At 72.2% G+C, this 20,592-nt stretch carries 12 protein-coding genes; 2 read left to right on the forward strand and 10 right to left on the reverse strand.

Features of this window, described 5'->3' with window-relative positions:
• Nucleotides 1–41 precede the first annotated feature (41 nt).
• The 9 genes from Pma05_RS36330 to Pma05_RS36370 form a co-directional block, all read right to left on the reverse strand.
• The gene (locus tag Pma05_RS36330; protein WP_203862066.1) at nt 42–3,122 is read right to left on the reverse strand and encodes an AfsR/SARP family transcriptional regulator; all 3,081 of its coding nucleotides are present in this window, start codon (nt 3,120–3,122) and stop codon (nt 42–44) included.
• A gap of 272 nt (nt 3,123–3,394) precedes the next feature.
• Nucleotides 3,395–4,240 carry an SAM-dependent methyltransferase gene (locus Pma05_RS36335; RefSeq protein ID WP_239313856.1) on the reverse strand — a complete coding sequence of 282 codons (846 nt, stop codon included), beginning with the start codon at nt 4,238–4,240 and terminating at the stop codon, nt 3,395–3,397.
• Between the two features lie 231 nt (nt 4,241–4,471).
• Complete coding sequence (locus Pma05_RS36340) at nt 4,472–5,374, reverse strand: aminoglycoside phosphotransferase family protein (protein WP_203862068.1); 903 nt, start codon at nt 5,372–5,374, stop codon at nt 4,472–4,474.
• Between the two features lie 153 nt (nt 5,375–5,527).
• On the reverse strand, nt 5,528–5,938 hold the full coding sequence (locus Pma05_RS36345) for a hypothetical protein (RefSeq protein ID WP_203862069.1): 411 nt from the start codon (nt 5,936–5,938) through the stop codon (nt 5,528–5,530).
• Nucleotides 5,935–6,678, reverse strand: coding sequence for an SDR family oxidoreductase (locus Pma05_RS36350; protein ID WP_203862070.1), 744 nt, complete (start codon nt 6,676–6,678; stop codon nt 5,935–5,937). The genes Pma05_RS36345 and Pma05_RS36350 overlap by 4 nt, the downstream gene beginning before the upstream one ends.
• A gap of 35 nt (nt 6,679–6,713) precedes the next feature.
• Complete coding sequence (gene sigJ / locus Pma05_RS36355; protein ID WP_203862071.1) at nt 6,714–7,613, reverse strand: RNA polymerase sigma factor SigJ; 900 nt, start codon at nt 7,611–7,613, stop codon at nt 6,714–6,716.
• Nucleotides 7,614–7,823: 210 nt separating this feature from the next.
• A complete protein-coding gene (locus Pma05_RS36360) occupies nt 7,824–9,023 on the reverse strand; it encodes an RNA polymerase sigma factor (RefSeq protein WP_203862072.1) in 1,200 nt (399 codons plus the stop codon).
• A 20-nt stretch (nt 9,024–9,043) separates the two neighbouring features.
• Nucleotides 9,044–9,397 (reverse strand): YciI family protein, encoded by a 354-nt coding sequence (locus Pma05_RS36365; protein WP_203862073.1) that lies wholly within the window; start codon nt 9,395–9,397, stop codon nt 9,044–9,046.
• A 39-nt stretch (nt 9,398–9,436) separates the two neighbouring features.
• Nucleotides 9,437–9,853, reverse strand: coding sequence for a DUF6069 family protein (locus tag Pma05_RS36370; protein WP_203862074.1), 417 nt, complete (start codon nt 9,851–9,853; stop codon nt 9,437–9,439).
• A gap of 406 nt (nt 9,854–10,259) precedes the next feature.
• On the opposite strand from Pma05_RS36370, the gene Pma05_RS36375 reads away from it, so the two are divergent.
• Nucleotides 10,260–13,079, forward strand: coding sequence for an AfsR/SARP family transcriptional regulator (locus tag Pma05_RS36375; RefSeq protein ID WP_203862075.1), 2,820 nt, complete (start codon nt 10,260–10,262; stop codon nt 13,077–13,079).
• A 45-nt stretch (nt 13,080–13,124) separates the two neighbouring features.
• Nucleotides 13,125–14,321, forward strand: a complete 1,197-nt coding sequence (locus tag Pma05_RS36380; protein WP_203862076.1) for a hypothetical protein — start codon at nt 13,125–13,127, stop codon at nt 14,319–14,321.
• A gap of 74 nt (nt 14,322–14,395) precedes the next feature.
• Here Pma05_RS36380 and Pma05_RS36385 read toward each other — a convergent pair whose 3' ends face one another.
• Nucleotides 14,396–20,581, reverse strand: a complete 6,186-nt coding sequence (locus Pma05_RS36385; RefSeq protein WP_203862077.1) for an RHS repeat-associated core domain-containing protein — start codon at nt 20,579–20,581, stop codon at nt 14,396–14,398.
• Nucleotides 20,582–20,592: the final 11 nt, after the last annotated feature.

Raw genomic sequence — 20,592 nt, forward strand, 5'->3', positions numbered from 1 at the left:
ACCTGCGCTGACACCCGACTGAACCCCGCGCACGAGAACGTTCAGCGGCAGGCCGGTACCGATCCGCCGGGAAGCGTCGGCACAGCCGCCCGGACCGATTCGGCGGCACCGGTGACCCGCAGCGCACGCGCCTCGGCCGCGGCCCGGTCCGCCGCCGGGCCGTCACCGGTCCGCCGGTGGGCTTCGGCGAGCAGGTCCAGCGCCCGCGCGCCCCAGTACGGCATCCCGAGCCGGCGCCAGAGGCCGCAGGCCCGCTCCAGCAGCGCGCGGGCCTCCTCGACGCGGTGCTGGCCCAGCCGCATGGTGGCGAGGCTGACCAGTACCATCGCCAGACCGAACCGGCTGTCGAAACGCTCGAAGACCCGGTCGGCCTGCCGCAGCAGGGCTTCGGCCCGGGCGTACTCGCCGGTGAGCGCGTGGGCATGACCCAGCAACTGCACGGCGTACGCCTCGACGAGCTGGTCGCCCAGCGCGGCGCTGATTTCCCGGGCCTGGCGGAACGACTCCGCCGCATCGGCCGGCTCGCCCCGGGCGAGCCGCACCAGCCCGATACCGCGCAGTGCCTGCGCCTCGACCGCCCGGTATCCGGCGGCCCGGCTGCGGCGCAGGCACTCGGTGTACCGGGTCGCGGCCTGGTCGAGGCGGCCCTGCTCGAACCAGACCGCGCCGACGCCCTGCTCGGCGTAGATCTCGCCGTTGCGGTTACCGTCGCGGCGGGCAGCCTCGGCGGCGGCGGTGAACGACTCGATACTGCGGGCGTAGTGGCCGGCCAGTCGTTGCAGGTAGCCGAGGCCGACCAGCGCGGCAACGGTGTACGCGAGATCGCCGGTCTGCCGGGACAGCGCCAGCGCCTCGGTGAAGCAGTCGACGGCGGCGGCGTGGTCGTCGCGGATGGTGTGCAGTTCGCCGAGGTTACGGACCATCGCCAGGATCGCGGGTACGGCGTGCACGGCGCGGGCCGCGGCGAGCGCCTGAGTGTGGGTGTCGAACCAGTGGTCGTAGAAGTTCCTCGTCTCCAGGAACTCCGCCATGCTCGCCGCGAGCCCGCAGGCCGCCACCGCCTCCCCGATCGTGGCCGCCTGCCGGACCAGCGCGACCAGCGCCGCCAGCTCCCGGGCGAACCAGTTCGGAGGATCGGCCCGGATAGCCGACAACCGGTCCTCGGGCAGCGGGTACCGGGGCGCGTCCAGGGGCGGGGCACCGACGATCCCGGTCGCCATCCGATCCGCCTCTTCGGCGGCGACCAGGTAGCCGGCGAGGAGCCGGCGTACCGCCTCGGCCCGGGCCGCCGCCGTCTCCTCGGCCGCCGCCCGCTCGCGGCCGAACAGCCGGACGAGCTCGTGGAAACGGTACCGGACCTCGCCAGTACCTCCGTCGGCGACGACCGGATCGAGCAGGCGCGCGTCGGCGACCCGCTCGACGATCCCCTCGGCCTCGTCCGGCGGCAGGTCGAGTACGCAGGCCGCCGCCCACGCGGGGAAGTCCGGCACGTCGCCGAGGCTGAGCAGGCGTACCGCCCGTCGTTCGGCCTCGGTCAGCCCGCCGTAGCTGACCGCCAGTGTCGCGCGTACCTCCAGGTCACCGGCGCGCAGCGCGTCCAGCCGGGCCCGTTCGTCGGACAGCTCAGCGGCCAGCCGGCCCGGTCGCAGGTGCGGGCGTTCGGCGAGACGGGCCGCGGCGATCCGTACCGCGAGCGGGTGATCCCCACAGAGCCGCGCGATCCGGCCGGCGGCCACCGGTGCCGCTGCGAGCCGGTCCTCTCCGGCGATACTGCCCAACAGCCGCAGCGACTCCGCGCGCGCCAGCACACCCAGCTCGACCCGGGTCGCGTCGTCGAGCCCGACGAGCCGGGAACGACTGGTCAGGAGTACCGCCGAGCCGCCCGCGCCCGGGACCAACGGCCGCACCTGGTGCTCGTGCGCCGCGTCGTCCAGCATGATCAGAATGCGCCGGTCGGCGGACATCGACCGGTATAGCAGAAGGCGCTCGGTCAGGTCGTCGGGCAGGAGCGCGCCGGTCACGCCCAGGCCGCGCAGCAGGTGCCCGAGCGCCTCACGCGGCGGCATCGGATCCGCCTGGCTCCCCCGCAGGTCGACGAAGAGCTGCCCGTCCGGATAGGTACCGCGCAGTTCGTGCGCCACCCGGATGCCGAGGGTCGACTTGCCGATCCCACCCGCACCGGTCACGAGCGCCACGGCCGGGAAGTCGCCGACCCGGTCCAGGCCCGCCCGCAGCGCGCTCGCCTCGGTGCCGCGTCCCACGAATCCCGCCACCGCCGGCGGCAGCGAGCAACTGGTCACCGCGGCAAACCGCCCGCCCACCGGCGCCCGCCGATCGCCGGTCGGGTCCGGCCTCGGCGCCGCGGTACGTCGCAGGATCGACCGGGCCGTCTCCTGAAGTTCCTCGCTGGGGTCCAGACCCAGTTCCTCGCGCAGCAGCCGCTGTCCTTCCCGGTACGCCGCGAGCGCCTCGGCCGGCTGGCCGCAGCCGGCCAGCGCCAGCATGAGCCGGCGCCGGAACCCCTCGTGTAGTGGCCGCTCGGCCACCGCACCGCGTAGCTCCGCTACCAGGTCACCGTGACGCCCACGGGCGAGGTCCAGGTCGACCCGGCGCTCCTGGGCGGCGCACCGGACGTCCTCCAGCGCGGCGGCCTCCACGCCGAGCACCGCCCCGGTGACGTCCGCGAGGGCGTTTCCCCGCCAGAGCGCCAGCGCCTCGCGCAGCAGTTCGGCCTGCTCCGCCGGCCCGCCGTCCCGGGTCCGGCACGCCTCGGCCGCCGCCACCAGCCGGGCGAACCGCAGGGCGTCGACCCGATCCGGCTCGACATCGAGGAGGTACGCCTCACCGCGCGTCCGCACCACCGGCCCCGCGCAGCCAGCGGCGAGCAGGGCCTTGCGGATCCGGGAGATGTAGACCTGCACCTGGTTGCGGGCGCCCGCGGGCGGGTCGCCCTCCCACAGCGCCTCGATGACCCGCCACACCGGCACCGGCTCGCCGGCGCGCAGCGCGAGCACGGCGACGAGGGCACGGATCCGGGGCCCCGCCAGCGGTACGGACGCGGCTCCGACGTGGACCTCGACGGGACCGAGGACGGCGAACTCGGGTCGACCTGGACTGGGCACGGTACGGACACCTCCGTCGACAACCGCGACGTGCCCACCCTATCGGCGACAGCCAATGCCCCGACGAACGCGACAACCCTCGATGATCAGATCACGGCAGCACGGCGCCGAACCTTCACCCGGGCTTCGCTGCGGGCCTCGTCGCGGATTCCGCCGTGGATGGAGGCCCACAACTCCGCGCAGCCGGTGGTGCCTCTTGACGATCGGACGCGGGAGTCCGGTGTAGCGCGCCAGCGGGGTGGGCCCGGCCCGGCCGGCGTCGTCCGGTGGCGTCAGCGCTTGCGGCCGACCACGCCGTAGGCGGTGACGTCGCGTGCGGCGGGCCGGGGTTGCGGCTCCGACTCGGCCCGCCACTCGGCGAGCGGCACGATCCCCGGCGACACCAGTTCCAGGTCGGTGTAGAACCGGCCGATCTCCTCGGCGTTGCGGGCCCGGCCCTGTCCGTTCGCCGGGTTCTCTCGCCAGGCCGCCTCGATCTCGGCGGCCAGCTCGGGCGGCAGGAAGTCGTTGGTGAAGTGGGTCATCACCAGCGCGCTACCGGAGGGCAGCGGCGCGAGCAGTTCTTCGACCAGGCCGTACGGGTCGTCCTCGTCGACGATGAAGTGCATGATCGCCACCAGCAGCACCGCCACCGGCTGCTTCAGGTCGAGCGTGCCGAGCAGGTCCGGGTGGCTGAGGATCTTCCCGGGCTGCCGCAGGTCGGCGTCCAGATAGGTGGTACGCCCCTGTGCGGTGCTGGTCAGCAGCGCCCGCGCGTGCGTCAGCACGATCGGGTCGTTGTCCACGTAGACGATCCGCGACTCGGGGGCGATCGACTGCGCCACCTCGTGGGTGTTGTCCACCGAAGGGATGCCGGTACCGATGTCGAGGAACTGCCGTATCCCGGTCTCCCGGGCCAGGTAACTCACCGCCCGGCGGAGGAACCGGCGGTTTTCCTGCACGGCCATTCGGGCGCTCGGGTAGACCTTCAGCATCGCCTCGGCCGACTCGCGGTCGGCGGCGAAGTTGTCCTTGCCGCCGAGCAGGTAGTCGTAGCGGCGGGCCGGGTGCGGCACCGTGGTGTCGATCCGGGTGGCGCCACCCTCGACCGACGGCGACGGGGAACTCGGGTCGGGCACCGCAACCTCCAGATCTACATCGAAGCCGGGCCCATCGTATGCGACCTCTGCCGGTGGCGGCGGGGGCCGGAGCGGATCCTCGTCGCGGCCGGCGTCGAGTACCGTCATGAGCCGGAGCCCGTCCGCCAAACCGTCACGTCAACGTGACCCTGTGTAGCGCGCGAAGTGCGGCAGCTGCGATGCCTGGTCGATGACGAGGATGGTCAGGCGCCTCAGGGGGATCGGTCGCACTCACCCGAGTTCGGCGACTACCGCACGGACCATGCGGCGGCCGTGCTCGGCCATCCGGGGAAAGGTGTGCCGGTAGTAGTCGATGCCGGTCAGCGATGGTGCGAGGGCCCAGCCGCAGGCGCGGCGCCAGGTAGCGTCGTCGTAGCCGACCGCCTCTCGGTAGGCGTCCCGGGCCGCACCGGTGAAGGTCCACAGCGCGGGAGCGACGTCCGGAGCCGGATCACCGACACCGAGTGCGCCGAAGTCGATGACCGCAGCCAGCCGGTCACCGTTGGTGATCAGGTTGCCCGGTTGCAGGTCACCGTGGATCCAGACGGGAGTTCGGTCCCAGTCAGGAGCGGCCAGGCAGGTCTCCCAGGCCGCCTCCGCAGCGGCCACCTCGAAGCCGTCGTCATGCTCGGCAAGGCGGGGTAGCGCCCGGCGCACCTCCTCGTCGGCGTGGACCAGGGCGGATCCGCGGGAACCCGGTGGCTTGACCGGTCCGCCGACGGGATCGATGCGGTGCAGGGCACGGACGAAGGCGGCCACCTCGCGGGCCAGCACGACGTCGTCGCAGCCGAGCCTGGGCGGCGTAGTCCCGGCGACCCATGGCACCACGGTCCACCGCCACGGATATTCGGCACCAGGTTCGCCCAGGTGAACCGGAACGGGGATCCGCACGGGAAGCTGGGACGCGAGCGCGGGTAGCCACCGCGCGTCAGAGTCGGCCTGGTCGACCGCCCCGGCGATCTTGGGCATGCGGGCGACGAGTGCGTCGCCGATCCGGAAGAGTACGTGGTCGGTGCCCTCGAGCTTCTCGGGCAGGGGTGTCACGGGAAGGTCGGCCCACTGCGGGCACTGGTCCGCCAGGAGGCGGCGCACCTGGTCGACGGTGGCTCGGACCTCGTCATCGTGGATGGGCACGACCGGCACGGTAATCCGGTCCGGCGTTGTGGTGTCAAGGGGGTCAACGGTCCGGCTCGACACACCCGCACGCTTCTCGCCCGTTCCACGTGCCGCCGTCGACCAGCCGACCGCGACGCGGTGACTACGGGTCGACGGCGCCATCACGTCGGGTCAGCATGAAGGCTTCGCCTCTTCGAGCCGGTTGGTGAGCGGCAGCAGCACCAGCGGGATAACCACCGCCGCCGTAAGCGCGATCAGCAGTGGCACGCGCTCACCCGGCGTGAGATGGTGCAGCAGTCGAATGTGGATCACCAGGTGCGGCGCGGCGAACGTCAGATACACCGCGAGCGCCGTACGAGTGATGGTCCGCCGTAGCACGAAGGCACTCACGCCCAGTGCCACCGCCGTGGCCAGGCTCATCGCGCCGTAGTCCATCATCAGATGGGCGTTGTAGGGCATGCGCATCCCCACCCACGGGATGTCGAAGAACGAGCGGGGGAACACCAGGGCCCAGCACCCCACGCCGAACTGTGCCGTGGCGAGGAAGGCCAGGCCCGCGCGGAGCCAGGTGCGCGCGCTCATGCGGCGAGGAACTGGTCGAAAGTGATCCGGCCGACGGTGTGGTCGGGGGCCAGGTGCCCGCCTTGTCGGTAGCCGCGGATGGCCGAGCCGGGCAGCGGCACCGCCAGCACCGGCCGGTGGCTGGACCGGGCGCGAGCGTAGGCGCGGGCCAGATCGGCGGCGGCACGTACCTCCGGCCCGCCCATGTCCGGCGCCCGGCCGACCGGTGCCGCGCTGGCCAGGTCGGCCAGACGAGCGGCCACCTCACCGGTGTCGATGGGCTGGAAGCTGACTCCGGCGGGCATCACGATCGCCGGTAGCCACCGCTGGATGTCGCACATCCAGACGATGAGGTCGTGGAACTGGGTCGTGCGCTGGATCGTCCACGGCAGGCCGGACGCTTCCAGGAGCCGCTCGCACGCCAGCTTCGCGCGATAGTAGGAAAGGGCCACCCGATCGACGCCGACGATGGACACGTAGATCAGATGCGGACGACCGGCTCGCACCGCCGCCTGGATCAGGTTGCGAGTGGCCTCCGTGTCCCCACGACCGTTACCGGTCGCGCAGTGAATGATCACGCCGACGCCGGTGACGGCCTGCGCCAAGCCGTCACCGGTGAGCAGGTCACCGCGCCATGTCCTGTCGTCAGGCGGCGGCTGCCGGCTCAGCAGCCGTACGGCATGGCCGGCCGACAGAAGTCGTGGCACGAGCGCACGGCCGAGCCGGCCGGTACCGCCCGTTACCAGGATCGGGTTCGTCACGGTGGCAACCCCCGTGGAGAGTGCTGTCAGGTCACCTATAAAGAACCGGACAGGGCTCCCGAATGTGACAACCGAAGTTTGTCGGGATTGGCGATGATCCGAATCTCGCTGATCGAGTCGCCGGTCGTCTCCGGCACCAGTACGCCGATCAGCTCCTCGCCGGCCAGGGCCAGCAGACCCGGAGCGCCGTTCAGCTCCGCAACCAACAACCTCACCCTCCGACCAGCGGTGCTCCGAGCGCCCACCAGGTAGCGCGACACGCGGTGCACGCCGCAGATGGGCCGCCTCGCGGCGCCGATCCTGCCGCCGCTGTCCACCCACACGGTCACGTCCTCGGCGAGCACCTTCTCCAACCCGCGCAGATCCCCCTCTTCCACAGCCGCCAGGAAGCTTTCCACCAGGTCGCGGCGGTGGGCCCGGCCCGTGGGGCGCTTGGCGTTTCCGGGAGCGTCGGCGAGCCGCAGGCGAGCACGCCGGTACAGCTGCCGCGAGTTCGCCTCGGACGAATCGATCACCTCGGCCACCTCCCGATGGCTGTAGCCGAAGGCCTCACGTAGCACGAACACCGCACGCTCCACGGGGTTGAGCCGTTCCAACAACACCAGGAAGGCCAGCGAGACGAGATCACGCTGCTCGGCACTGTCCAGCGGACCCAGAGCGCCGTCCGCGGTCCGCACCGGCTCCGGCAGCCATGAACCGACATAGCTCTCCCGACGCGCACGCGCGGACGTCAACCGGTTCACACACAGGTTGGTGGCGACCTTGGCCAGCCATGCCCACGGCGCTTCGACAGCGGGCGCGTGGTACCAGCGAAGGAAGGCGTCCTGAACCACGTCCTCGGCCTCCTCAGCCGAACCCAGCATCCGATAGGCCAACCCGAACAGCTTCGAACGGTGCCGCTCGAACTCCTCAACCGCATCGCCTGTCACGCCCATCAGCCTTCCAGGCCACAAGGTGGGTCGATATTCGACCTCTACACACTGCGACCGAGGCCGGTGGCTCGGCAGCACCGGGAAAAGCGTCACGCGGCCGAGTCGACCAGACCGGCGGCCATCGGCGTCCGGTTCAACGACAGGCTGCCGTGCGATCGCAAGGGCACCTCGGACTTCTCCGAGGCGGGAAGACGTCGAAGGTGCAGGTGGCGGTCACGAGGCTCTCCTTCCGCGCGTCAGGTCGGTACGGCGGGTCTCCAGGAAGGCACGCTCGGTCTCGTTGGTGGCCAGTGCCACGGCCTGGTCGTAGGCGGCTCGGGCCTCCGCGTCGCGTCCGAGTCGGGCCAGCAGTTCGGCCCGGGTGGCGGGCAGCCGGTGGTAGCCCGGGAGATCGACGTCCGCCAACACGGCGAGGGCCACCGCCGGCCCGTGCACCTCGGCGACGGCGACCGCACGGTTGAGCGCGACGATCGGGGTCGGCGCGAGCGCGAGGAGTTGGTCGTAGAGAGCCAGGACCTGCGGCCAGTCGGTCGCGGCACCGTCGGTGTGCACCGCGTTGATCGCGGCCTGGATCTGGTAGGGGCCGGGCCGGTTGCGCCGCAGGCAGCGGCGGACCAGGTCGTGGCCCTCGGCGATGAGTGTCCGGTTCCACAGCGACCGGTCCTGGTCGGCCAGCAGTACCAGTTCGCCGGTCGGGCCGAGCCGGGCCGGGCGACGCGCCTCGGTCAGCAGCAACAGGGCGAGCAGGCCGAGGACCTCCGGCTCGTCGGGCATCAACGCGGCGAGTTCGCGGGCGAGCCGGATCGCCTCGGTGCACAGGTCCGCATCGATCAGCGCTCCGGCGGTGGACGCGTAGCCCTCGTTGAACATCAGGTAGAGCACGGTGAGCACGGGCGGCAGCCGGTCCGGCAGCTCGTGTTCGGCGGGTACCCGGTAAGGGATGCCGGCGTCGCGGATCTTCTTCTTGGCGCGCACGATCCGCTGGGCGACGGTCGCCTCCTGGGTCAGGTAGGCCCGGGCGATCTCCGGTACTTCGAGGCCACCGAGCAGCCGGAGTGTGAGGGCGGTTCGCGCGTCCGGAGCGAGCGCCGGGTGGCAGCAGGTGAAGATGAGTCTCAGCTGGTCGTCTTTCACCGGTCCCACCTCCGAGGGCTCGTCCTGGTGGTGCAGCAGCAGGGCCTGGGCGTGCCGGGCCTCGCGGGTCGACTCCCGGCGGAGCCGGTCGACGGCCCGGTTTCGTGCGGTGGTCACGATCCAGGCGCCCGGGTTCGGCGGCGGGGTCTGCCACTTTTGCAGCGCCGTGGTGAACGCGTCCTGCACCGCCTCCTCGGCGAGGTTGATGTCGCCGAGGAGGCGGGCCAGGGTGGCGACGCAGCGGCCGTACTCCGCGCGGTAGATGTTCGCCAGGTCCATGTCGGGTGACCGGCTCCCGTTCAGGCTTCGGACAGGTCGTCGAAGGGGCGTACCTCGATCGGGCCGCAGGCCGCCGCGCACTTCTCGGCCCAGGCCAGCGCCTGGTCCAGGTCCGCGCACTTGATGATCCAGAATCCGGCGATGTGCTCCTTCGTCTCGGCGAACGGCCCATCGCTCATGGTGGTGGTGCCGTTCTCGATCCGGACGACGGTGGCGCTGTCCGGCGACACGAGTCCTCCGCCGAAGACCCAGGCGCCGGCGGCCTGCATTTCGTCGTTGATCCGAGCGGTCTCCCTGAACATGGTCTGCATCTCCTCGTCGGACGGCGTCGGCGCGCCCTCGACGAGATGCACGGAAAGCAGGTACTGCTTCATGACGGTCCTCCGTTAGCTCGACGGTGCGATGGTGCCAGGTCAGGCGGCCAGGCGGCGGGCGACAGCGGGGATCACGATCACGGCCGCGACCAGGTGGGTGAGCATCAGCAACGCCTTGGTGGCCACCCCGGCGTCGGCGATCACGTCCGGCACCAGCGACAGGACGGTCAGCACCACCGTAGTGCGGACGAACGTACGCCGCGGACGCCGGGCGAAACGCGACAGCAGCCCGGCGATGACCACGCCGATCAGCGAGAATGCAGCGGTCAGCACGCCGAACCCGGTGACCGGGATCGGGGCGCCGGCCATGTCGAGGCTGATCCCTGCGGCGTGGCCGGCGGCGGCGACGGCCATGGTGGCGGCGCTCGCGGCAACCGTGGCGAGGAACCCGGTCCCGATCAGCGCACCGATGGTCGAGGTGGTGGTGGCGCGGGTCGCGTTCGCGGTGGTGGTCATCGTGCCCTCCAGCGGGTGTGTGGACCGGCTCCGTGCCGGGCTCTCACCAGGGCTACGAATAGCACCCGCCCCAATCGACAGGTACGCCAAGATCTTTCGAAGATATTCGCGCGTCCCCACCCGCCGCGGCCGGCCCCGCCCCCGATACCGGGCGTGACGTCGCGCCGCACCCATTCCGGCACCGGCGACGGCACGGCCCGCCACGCCGGGGCCAGACCGCTCGGGCAGGACCATGCGGGCCCGGCCGCCCAGATTCCCGCCCAGACTCCGCCCAGGCACCGTGGCGCGTACGACGTTCCGCCCCTAGATTGGCAGCAACGTGGCATCGCTGTGCCGTCGGTGGAGTGGCCCGACCGACGGGCGCGTCCCCCGTCGACGGGGAGAGCGACGTGGATGAGGAGACCCGGTGGAGTTTCGGGTGCTGGGACCCCTGGAGGTACGGCATGCGGGGACGGCCGTGCCGCTGGGCGGACCACGCCAACGCGCCGTACTGGCGGCTCTGCTGCTGCACGCGAACGAGGTGGTGACCGCCCAGCGCCTCGCCGAGGCGGTGTGGGAGGCGCCGACGGCCAGCCCGGAGTCCAACCTCCGTACCTACGTGGCCGGCCTCAGGTCTCGGTTGCGGCGGGCCGGCGCGGACGACTCCCGCCTGGTCACCGAGACCGGCGGCTACCTGGTCCGGGTGTCACCCGGTGAGCTGGACGTGGAGACGTTCCACCGGCTGGTCGACACCGCGCGGCAGGCCCAGAGCACCGCGGACTTCGCCCGGGCGGCGCGGTGCTACCAGGATGCGCTACGCCTGTGGCGTGGCGCCCCGCTGGACGGGCTGCCCGTCGGCGCGGGGCTCTGGGCCGAACTCGCCCGATTGGCGGAGCACCGCCTCACCGCCATCGACCAGCACGCCGAGGCCAGGCTGGCGCTGGGCGAACACGACGGTGTCATCAGCGAGCTGCGCCGCGTGGTCCTCCAGCATCCGCTGCACGAGAACCTGTGGGCCCGACTGATGCTCGCGCTCTGCGGCGCCGGCCGGACGGCCGAGGCCCTCCAGACCTTCCAGGATGCCCGCCGGGTGCTCCGCGACCAGCTCGGCGCCGAACCCGGCAGCGAACTACAGGAGCTCCACCGGCGGATCCTGCGGCGGGAGCCGCCGGAGATCCCGGCCGGGCCGCGCGCCGAGCCGGCCACCGCGCCCCGGCAGCTCCCGTCGGACGTACGTGGATTCGCCGGTCGCGCGGACGAACTGGCTCGGCTCGACGCCGTCCTGGCCGACGCCGGGGAGCAGTCGACCGCGGTGGCCGTCTGCGCGGTGTCGGGTACCGCCGGAGTCGGCAAGACGACCCTCGCCGTGCACTGGGCGCACCGGATCGCCCGGCGGTTCCCCGACGGGCAGTTGTACGTCAACCTGCGCGGTTTCGACCCGGCCGAGTCCCCTGTGGACCCCGCCCAGGCGGTACGCGGCTTCCTGGAGGCGTTGGGCGTCCCGCCGCGGCGGCTCCCGGCCGACCGCGACGCGCAGGTCTCGCTGTACCGCAGTCTCCTGGCCGGTACCCGCACCCTGGTCGTGTTGGACAACGCGCGGGACGCCGCGCAGGTCCGTCCGCTCCTGCCCGGCTCGGCGGGCTGCCTGGTCGTCGTGACCAGCCGCACCGACCTCTCCGCGCTGGCCGTCACCGAGGGCGCCGACCTGATCACCCTGGAGGTGCTGACCGCCGACGAGGCCCGACGGGTGCTGTCCCGCCGGCTCGGCGCGGACCGGGTCGGGGCGGAGCCGGACGCCGTCGACGAGATCATCGCCCGGTGCACCGGGTTGCCCCTCGCGCTGGCCGTGGTCGCCGCCCGAGCGGCGGGCCACCCCCGACGGCCGCTGGCGGCGCTCGCCGCCGAACTCCGGGAGGCCGCCGGCAGCCTCGACATGTTCGAAGGGCTGGACACGGCCACGGACGTCCGCGCGGTGCTGTCCTGGTCGTACCGGACGCTCGGCACCCCGTCGGCCCGACTGTTCCGGCTCCTCGGCCTGCACGCCGGACCGGATCTCACGGTTCCCGCCGCGGCCAGCCTCTCCGGCGTCCCGGTACCCGTGGCCCGCCGCCTGCTCACCGAACTGAACCAGGCCCATCTGGTCACCGAACACCTCCCGGGGCGGTACGCGATGCACGATCTGCTCCGCGCCCACGCCGCCGAACTGGCCGGGACCACCGACACCGAGGCCGAACGAGGCGCGGCCCTGCGCCGGATCCTCGACCACTACCTGCACACCGCGCACACCGCGGACCGGCTGCTGGAACCGCACCGGGATCCGCTCCGCCTGGACGCCGCGCCGACGGATGTCGTCCGCACCGAACTCACCGATCCCCGGCAGGCGATGACCTGGTTCCGGGCCGAACGGCGCTCCCTGCTGGCCGCGGTCGACCAGGCCACCGACCTCGGGATGGACCGGCACGCGTACGAACTCCCGTGGACGCTGGTCACCTTCCTCGACCGGCAGGGGCACTGGCACGACTACCTGGCCACCCAGCAGGCGGCACTCGGCGCCGCCCGGCAACTCGCCGACCGGGACGGGGAGGCCCGCGCCCACCGTTTCATCGGCAACGCCCTCGGCCGGCTCGGTCAGGACGAGGCCGCCGACCACCACCTCGAACAGGCCCTGGCGCTCTACGCCGAACTGGGTGACCTGGTCGGCCAGGCCCGCGCCCGCCGTGCCCTCTGCTGGTCCGCCGGGCAACGCGGCCAGCACGCCGAGGCGTTGCACCATTCGGCCCGCGCTCTCGAACTGTTCCGCGCCGCCGGTCACCGTACCGGGGAGGCCAGGGCGTTGAACGCGGTCGGCTGGTACCAGGCCATGCTCGGCGAGTACCGGTCCGCGCTCGTCCACTGCGAGCAGGCCCTCGCCATCCATCGGGAGCTGGGCAGCCGCGACGGCGAGGCGAGCACCCTGGACAGCGTCGGGTACATCCACCACCGCCTCGGTGACCATCGGCGGGCGACCGACTGCTACCAGCGGGCCCTGGCGATACACCGCGAACTCGGCGACCGCAACGGAGAGGTGGAGGCCCTGACACACCTCGGGGACACCCACCACGCCGCCGGCGACCAACGTGCCGCCCGGGACGCCTGGCAACGGGCACTGGAGATCCTCGACGAGATCAGCCACGTCGACGCCGAGTCGATCCGCGCCAAACTCCGGAAGGCACACGCCTCGGCACGTCAGGGCGTCGCGACCCGGTAGTCCGACCCGCGGGAACCCGGGGACGCCGGTACGACTCCTGCCAGCGTGACGAGGATTTCGCGGCGGATACCGGCCATTGCGTTGCTGTCGTTGGCGATCGTGGCGGTGCCGGCCTGCGCCCCGGACGCGGATCCACCCGCGGCTCCACTCCCCGGCACGCCGTCACTCCCCGCCTCGCCGCCGACCACCACCGGCCCGGCGGAGTCGGCCGTCGACCTCGACCTGCCGGCCGGGTTCGCTCCGCTCTCCGTCGAGTTCGCCGACGCCCGACGGGGGTACGCCCTCTTCGTCCGCTGTGCCGCCAAGCCCTGCGAGGCGCGGCTGTTCGGTACCGAGGACGCGGGGCGGAACTGGCGACAGCTCCGCCATCCCCGGCCGGAGGCGGAGAACCACCAACTGTACGTCGGCGCCGGGCTGGCCGTGGTGCTGCTCGCCGAGCCACACGCCTGGTACGTCTCCCGCGACGGCGCCACCTCCTGGCAGTCGCGACCGTACGACATCCGGGGCGAGGTACCGGCCGAATACCACTCCGCCAGCGGGCGGTTCTATCTGGACTGCCCGCAGGACGGTACCGGCGACTGCCTCGTCCGGGACTGGGCGGCCGGGCCGACCTGGCGGCGGAGTGTGCCGCCCGGCCTGGAGAGCATCCGGTCGCTCACCAACGGCCGCGACGGTCGGGTGTGGCTCGCCGGTGTGCAGGACGGTCGGGCCGTCACGGCGTTCGGCCAGCTCACCGGCGGCTTCACCCGGCTCCCGGTGCCCGGGCAACCGGGCGGCACGATCGGGAACGCCCGGGTGGTGACTTCCGCGGACGGCCGCGACGTCTGGCTCGTCGCGGACCAGGAGGCCGGCTCGTCGGGCGGCCAGGGTGGGGGCAGGCTTCCGGCCCGCGCCAAGGCCCGCAAGGGCACCGGCCTGCCACTGCTCTGGCAGTACCAGGCCGGTTCGGGGGCGGGCGGCTCCTGGGTGCCGCGCCCGATCACCGGGATCACGGCGGAACGCGAACGGCCGTACGCGGTGGCACCGGCCGGGGGCGGCCTGCTCGTGATCACCGGTCCCGGGGTGTCCGGGTACCTCGACCGCGGCGCCTACATCCCGACCCCGGGTACCCCAGCACTGGACTGGGTGGGCCAGTTGCCGGACGGGACCCTGGTCGGCCGGGACGACCGGCCGGGGGTGACGTACCTCAGCACGGGCCACGGCTCCCGGCGCGAATGGGCCAGGGTGGAGGTCAGCGGGTGATCGGCTGTTGTGCCGCCCCGCCCGGCTCGCCCCCGCCGGCCAGCCGAGGAGGGGGAATCCCACAACCCACCGGGTCATCTGGCTCCCCACGGGCTGCTCGGCCGGAGCGTGCCACCCCGGAAGCTCTGGGTGTAGTCGCCGCCGAGGGCACGGCTGCTTATGTAGGAGTTCATCGCCGTGGTCGCCATCCCGACGAGCGCGCCCAGGCACGCCCTGTCGCCCGCGTCCGCGTTGTCGACGCAGCCGTAGTAGACCTGTAGCGAGGTCGACAGCGCGCCGCCGGCCGCACAGCCCAGAGCCGCCAGCTCACCGTGCACCGCGCACGCGTCACCTGCGGCGGCGGCATAGTCGGAGTAGGCCATGGAGAGCAGGACGGTGAATCCGTCGCCGGTGCCGACGTCATGTTCCTCCTCGTACGTGGTCATGACGTCGAGAATCTCCTCGGCGTTCACGTACTGGCAGGTGTTGTTGGCGCATAGCTCGATGGTGACGCACTCCTCGCCGGTGGCGCACATGGCTATGTCATAGATGTCCGACAATGCCTTGCTGTACCCGTTGCATCCCTGGTACTTCTCCGAACTCTCGCAGAGCAGGTACAGCGCCTTGATCGTGTCCGCGGTGCTGTTGGAAAGGCCGTGCTCCGCCATTGCTTCGAGCACGTCGAGCGCGAGATCGAGGGGCTCGCTCCAGGCCCCGGTGATGGGCACCCCGTTGAGGTAGCTGCCGTTGTTCGTCAGGACCAGCTCGTTGTCTCCCGGCAGATGAACGGTCCTCGTCCAGCCCGGATCGGCTTTGCTGCACTTTCCCGACGTCCCGCAGTTTTCGGGCTTGGCCATTCCGTTGCCGTCGCATCCGGACGTGCCCCGGCTGCATTCCGTCTCCCTCAGCCCGCTCGGGTCGGATGTCGTCACCGGATTGTTCGAGGCGTACGAGTAGCCGTTGATCTGTTGCAGGTCCTCGAACACCGTGATCGGGTCGCGGGAGATGAAACGCCCGGTGACCGGGTCGTAGAACCGCGCGCCCATCGAGACGAGGCCGCCGGGATCCTCGGTACCGGTGTGGTAGCCCTGCTGGCTCGCCGTCCACGGCCGGTTCGAGCCGCGGTCGTTGCCGAACGGGTCCTGGCGCCGGTGGGTGACCTTCGCGGTCGTCGCCGACACCGCCCAGGTCGAGGTGTTCTGGTGGTCGTTGCCGATCCAGACGAGCCCCTCGGCGGTGGACCGGGTGGCGACCACGGCCTCGCCGTGCTTGTACGTGCGGACCGCGGTCACCCCACCTGTCGGGCTTGCGGTGATCTCGTGTCCCGCCACGAACACGGTCGCCGAGCCGTCGGGGTCGATGCGGGCCACGCGCTTGTTCCCCGCGTCGTACACCATCCGCGTGGTGCCCTCGCCGTCGGTGATCGCGGCGAGCTTGCCCTGCGCGTTCCAGTCCAGCGTCTCGGTGTGGCCACCGACCACCCGCTTGGTGAGGTTGCCGGCGTCGTCCCAGGTGAAGGTGTCGGTGCCGGCGGGCGACGTGAGTTTCTCGACGAGATGTGCCTCGCCGTCGGTGTAGGCGTAGACGTCCCTGCGGCTGGTGCCGTCCGCGCGGTGGTCGGTCACCGAGGTGCGGTTGCCGGTCACGTCGTAGGTGTACGAGGTCCAGTAGGGTGCCGGGCCGCCGAGGTCGTCGCTGCCCAGGTCGCCCTCAGCCACGCAGTCGCCGGCGCCGGCCTGCGCCCACGCGTCGGTCAGCCGGCGCAGGTGGTCGTAGCCGAAGCACTGCCGCTCCGGCGCGCCGGGCTCGTCGGTCGCCGCGTCGGCGATGGAGAGGATGTTGCCCGCCGGGTCGTACCGGTACGACAGGTGCGCGACGTTCGTCGTGCCGACCGCGTCCCGGGAGAGCCGGTACTCGGCGGCGCGCCGGGTGCCGTCCTGGTAGGTCCAGGTCTGGTAGACCCGCTTGCCGCCGACCCCGCCGAGCACGCGCTGGCCGAGTTCGCCCCAGGCGGTGTAGGCGGCACCGTCCACGTAGTCGACGACCGTGCCGTTGCCGTCGAAGTACTCGCCCCACACGTCGGTGGCGTGGCCGAGGTCGTCGTACTCGAACACCACGCTCTCCCGGGCCAGGCCGCCGACGGCGGGCAGGTTCGTGTACGACACCGAGCCGTCCGGGTTGTAGTACTGCGACGTGCGGTACGTCCCCGCCAGCGACTCCAGCCCGGTGACGGCGGGGATCGTCTCGACGATGGCGGTCGGCCGGCCGGCGGCGTCGTACCCGGACACCTGGGTGGTCACCGCCTTTCCATCCAGATAGGACGACGACGTGTAGGGCAGGCCGATTCCGCCGGACACCTTGTCGTAGACCCACGCGGCCAACGGCTGACCGGTCCGCGGGGCGCCGGACCACCGGGCGGTCATCCGGCCGAGCACGTCGTACTCGGTGCTGACCGTCTGGCCGCGGGCGTCGGTGGTGGCCACGATCCGATCCGCGTCGTCGTAGCCGGCCCTGGTGGTGCCGGTGTCCGGGTCGTGCGCGGCCACCCGCCGGCCGCGCAGGTCGTACTCGTACGACCACCGGTTGAGCGCCGGGTCGGTCACGGAGGCGAGCCGGCCCCGGCGGTCGTACTCGTACACCGTCGCGTCGTAGGCGCCGTCGGCGGTCGAGCCACGGTAGTCGCGCTTCTCGATCACCTCGTCCTGGAGGTTGACGACGGTGGCCGACGGGGTGCCGCCCCGGGGCGGGTCGGTGCGCCGCATCCAGCCCTTGGTGGAGCCGCCGTACCGGGTCCGGGTGGTCCAGAGGATCTGCTGGTGGGACATGAAGGACTCGGTGACGACCCGTCCGGCCGCGTCGTAGGTGTAGAGCGTGCGGGCGTGGTCCTGCCCCTGGGACACCACGGCGAGGTCGACGCCCGGCCCGGCGCCGTCGACCCAGTTCGGGCCGGAACTCCACTCGGTCAGGCCACGGGTGTCGTACCGGGTGCTGGTGACAAGCCGCCCGCCCTGCGTCGTGGGTGCCTGCTGCTGCACGGGCCGCAGCAGCGCGTCGAAGAGGGCGATCTCCGTCAGGCGCTGCTCGCCGTCGGCGTTCAGCCCGAAGGTCGTGACCGCTGACGGGCCGTCGTTCCGGACCCGGTACCGATACTCCGCCGTCGGGGTGTCCGGGTGGTCGGCGCGTTTCCAGCCCGGCCCCCACGCGGCGACGGTGCGCCCGAGCGGGTCGTAGGCCAGTTCGGTGCTCCGGCCGTTGGGGTCGACGGTCCGGGCCGGCACGCCCCACGCCGGCTCGTTCTGCACGGTCGTGGCGTGGCCGAGCGGGTTGGTGATCGTCGCCGACTCCGTCACGCCCGCGCCCGCAGGGGTGTAGCTCGTGCTGGTGGTCCTGCCGACCGCGTCCGTCTCGGAGGTCTGCCGGCCCAGCTTGTCGTAGGTGTACGCACGTGTCCTGAGCCAGCTTGCGGTGGAGCCGTCGTGCGCCGACACCTCCTCGACGGCCGTCACGGCACCGGTGGCGCCGTCGTAGGAGAGCCGCCGGTCGGCCACGAGGTCGTCGGGGAGCGACGGGGTCGTCGCGCAGGGCACCGCGAAGACCTGGATGCGGTTCGGCCGCTCGTACAGGTGCCTGCCGGCGTCGTCGTGGTATGTGGTGCGGACGCAGCGCTGGTCGTCCTGCGCCACGAGGTCGCCCAGGTCGGAGCCGGCCACCGGGCGGCCCCGGTCGTCGAACTCGGTGCTGTGGCGGGTGCGCTGCCAGGTGTCGGTGGCGGTGTCGAGCAGCCGACGGGTGTCGGTGCGCGACTGTCCGGTCAGCCACGCCTCGGTGCTGCCGCCGTCGTGCCCGCGCGAGGCGGTCTTCCTGGTCCAGTACCGGCTCACCGTGGCACTGATGATCGCCGAGCCCTCGTACTCGGCCTCCTCGAACACCATCCCCGCGAGCGCCTCGTGGTCGGCCACCTCGTTGCCTTCGCCGTCGGTGACCTTGACAGTGCGGGACCCGGTGCCCGTCGCGGTGTCGGGCTGGCCGTCGAGTCCCCGGTAGTAGCGGGCCACGGAGGTGAGCGGGGTGTCCTCAGCCGGGTCACCGACCCTGGTGGTCACCCGGGCGTAGCCGCGCCACTGCGAGTAGCTGCGCAGGTCGTGGTCGACCACCTCGCTGTCGTTCCACGCCCACAGCCGGGAGGTGCCGCCGCCGGTGGTGGCGTACTCGTAGTGGGTCCGCACCGGCAACTGTCCCGCCGTGGTGTCGAACTCCGCGACCTGGGTGACCACGTACTTGTGGAACCACTCCTCGGCCGGCTCCTCGTCGGGGCCCTCGTCGAAGAACATCGGGTAGCAGCGGCGGTCGTTGTCCCGCGGGCTCGGCCGGTTGTCCCAGGTGCAGTCCTCGGCGGAGTACCAGACGAGCACCTCGGAGCCGGTCTCGGTGACGATCCTGGACAGCCGGGTACGCCACAGCGACGGTTCGCCCTCGGAGTGCTCCACCCGGTTGGCCATCGGGGTGCCCGCGAAGGTGACCGGCGGGGTGGACCCGGTGCCGCCGACGTGACCGGTGTGCTGGACGGACGCCAGCCACAGCACCGTGTCCTCCTCGTCGCCGTAGTGCAGGAAGTCGTGCTCCAGCGCCCACGAGTCCACTTTGGAGAACGCCTCGCCCCTGCGCACGTAGGTGGCGATCGAGGTGATCCGCTGCGAGGCGAAGAACGCCATGTGGAGCTTGTCGGTGCACGGCGCGGCCGTGCAGTCGAGGTCCCAGGGCGTCTCGGGCCAGTTGGCCGGCCGGGGATCGCCGCCGGACTCGCGACAGTCGGACTCGCAGCGGTCGGCGTAGGAGAACACCACCCGGCCGGCGGCGAGGGCTGCGGCGTCGTCGGCGCGCAGTCCGTACTCGATCCGGGTCAGCCTGGCGGCCCGGTGGAAGGCCGTACGGTTGTCGACGTCCGCGGCGGCACCGTAGTGGCCGGTCTCCGTGCTCCACTCGTACCGGGTCACGTTGCCGTACGCGTCGACGACCTCGTCCAGCAGCCACCGGTACGCCTGGGTGCAGGCCGAGCCCTTGAAGTCGCCGGGCCGGTGGCAGGGCTCGCCGGAGTGGTTGCCGAACACCGGTGCGGTCAGCCGCGAGCCGGCGCGGGACGCGAACAGGTACCGGGTGCCGTCGGTGGCGGTGATCCGCCAGCGCTCCGACGTCGCGGTCGACGCGGTGGCGGCCGAACCGAGCCGCTCCACCTTCCAACCGGAGTCCGCGGCGACGTGCCACTGTCCGGTGGTGTCGTCCTTGACCAGCGCGGCGTTGACGCTGCCCAGTGACATGGTCACGGCGTCGGACGCGCCGTCCCAGCACCAGTCGCCGGTGGCGGTCGGGGTGTTGCCACCCTTGTCGCGGTAGCAGTTTTGGTAGGTGCGCTCGATGAGACCCGGGTGGTAGCCCCAGCCGTCGCCGATGAGGCCGGCCTGGTTGTTGGACGAGGACGTGCGGCCGTCCACCGCCTGCGAGGTGTACGACAGCGACAGCTCCGGCACGACGCCGGCGGCGGGCGGCACACGCATCGGGTACGAGTAGCCGAAGCTGCCCGACGAGGCCCCCTGCGACCAGGAACCGGCGTGCGACAGGTCGGTGGCCGACCAGTTTCCGGTCGCACCGCTCTCGTCGGCCGCCAGCGCCAGGACCACGGCGCCGCCCGCCTCGCCGCCGAGCTCGACGGTGGCGGTCACGCTCCGCGCCTTGGTGTCGTTGACGCTCGCCAGCTCGTGGCCGGTCAGGCAGCCCGGCTTGGCGGGCTCGCTCAGCGCGCAGCCGGGCAGCGCCACCAGCCGCAGCCGCGACGACCAGCCGCCGCCGAACGCGCCGGCGAACCGGCGGTAGTCGATCTTCAGGTCGGCCTGGCCGCTCCGGTCGGACGAGACCTGGTACACGACACCGTTGACACCCAGCTTCGCCGAAACATCCTGGCCGAAGACGCGCAGCGCGGCGGCGGTGGGGGTGCCGGTGCGGGCCGCGTCGATGCCCGTCGCCCGCAGGGGCACCGTCGTGACGCCGGCCGCCGGCCAGTCGGCCGTACCCGGCCCCGCCCAGCTCTGGTCCGGCACGTGCACGCCCTCGGCCTTCGGGTCGACCGCGGTGCCGGTGACGGCCTCGGCCTCCACCGGCGTGCCGAGGTCGGGGTCGAGCGCACCGGACCTGAAGCGTTCCGGCAACTGGTAGGCGACGACCGCCGCTGCCACGAGCAACGTGACGACCACGGTCAGGCGGACGAGGACATGCAGCCTGGAATTCATCGTCAGGTGAC

The organism is Plantactinospora mayteni, assembly GCF_016862935.1.
In the GTDB taxonomy this organism is placed as follows: Bacteria; Actinomycetota; Actinomycetes; order Mycobacteriales; family Micromonosporaceae; genus Plantactinospora; species Plantactinospora mayteni.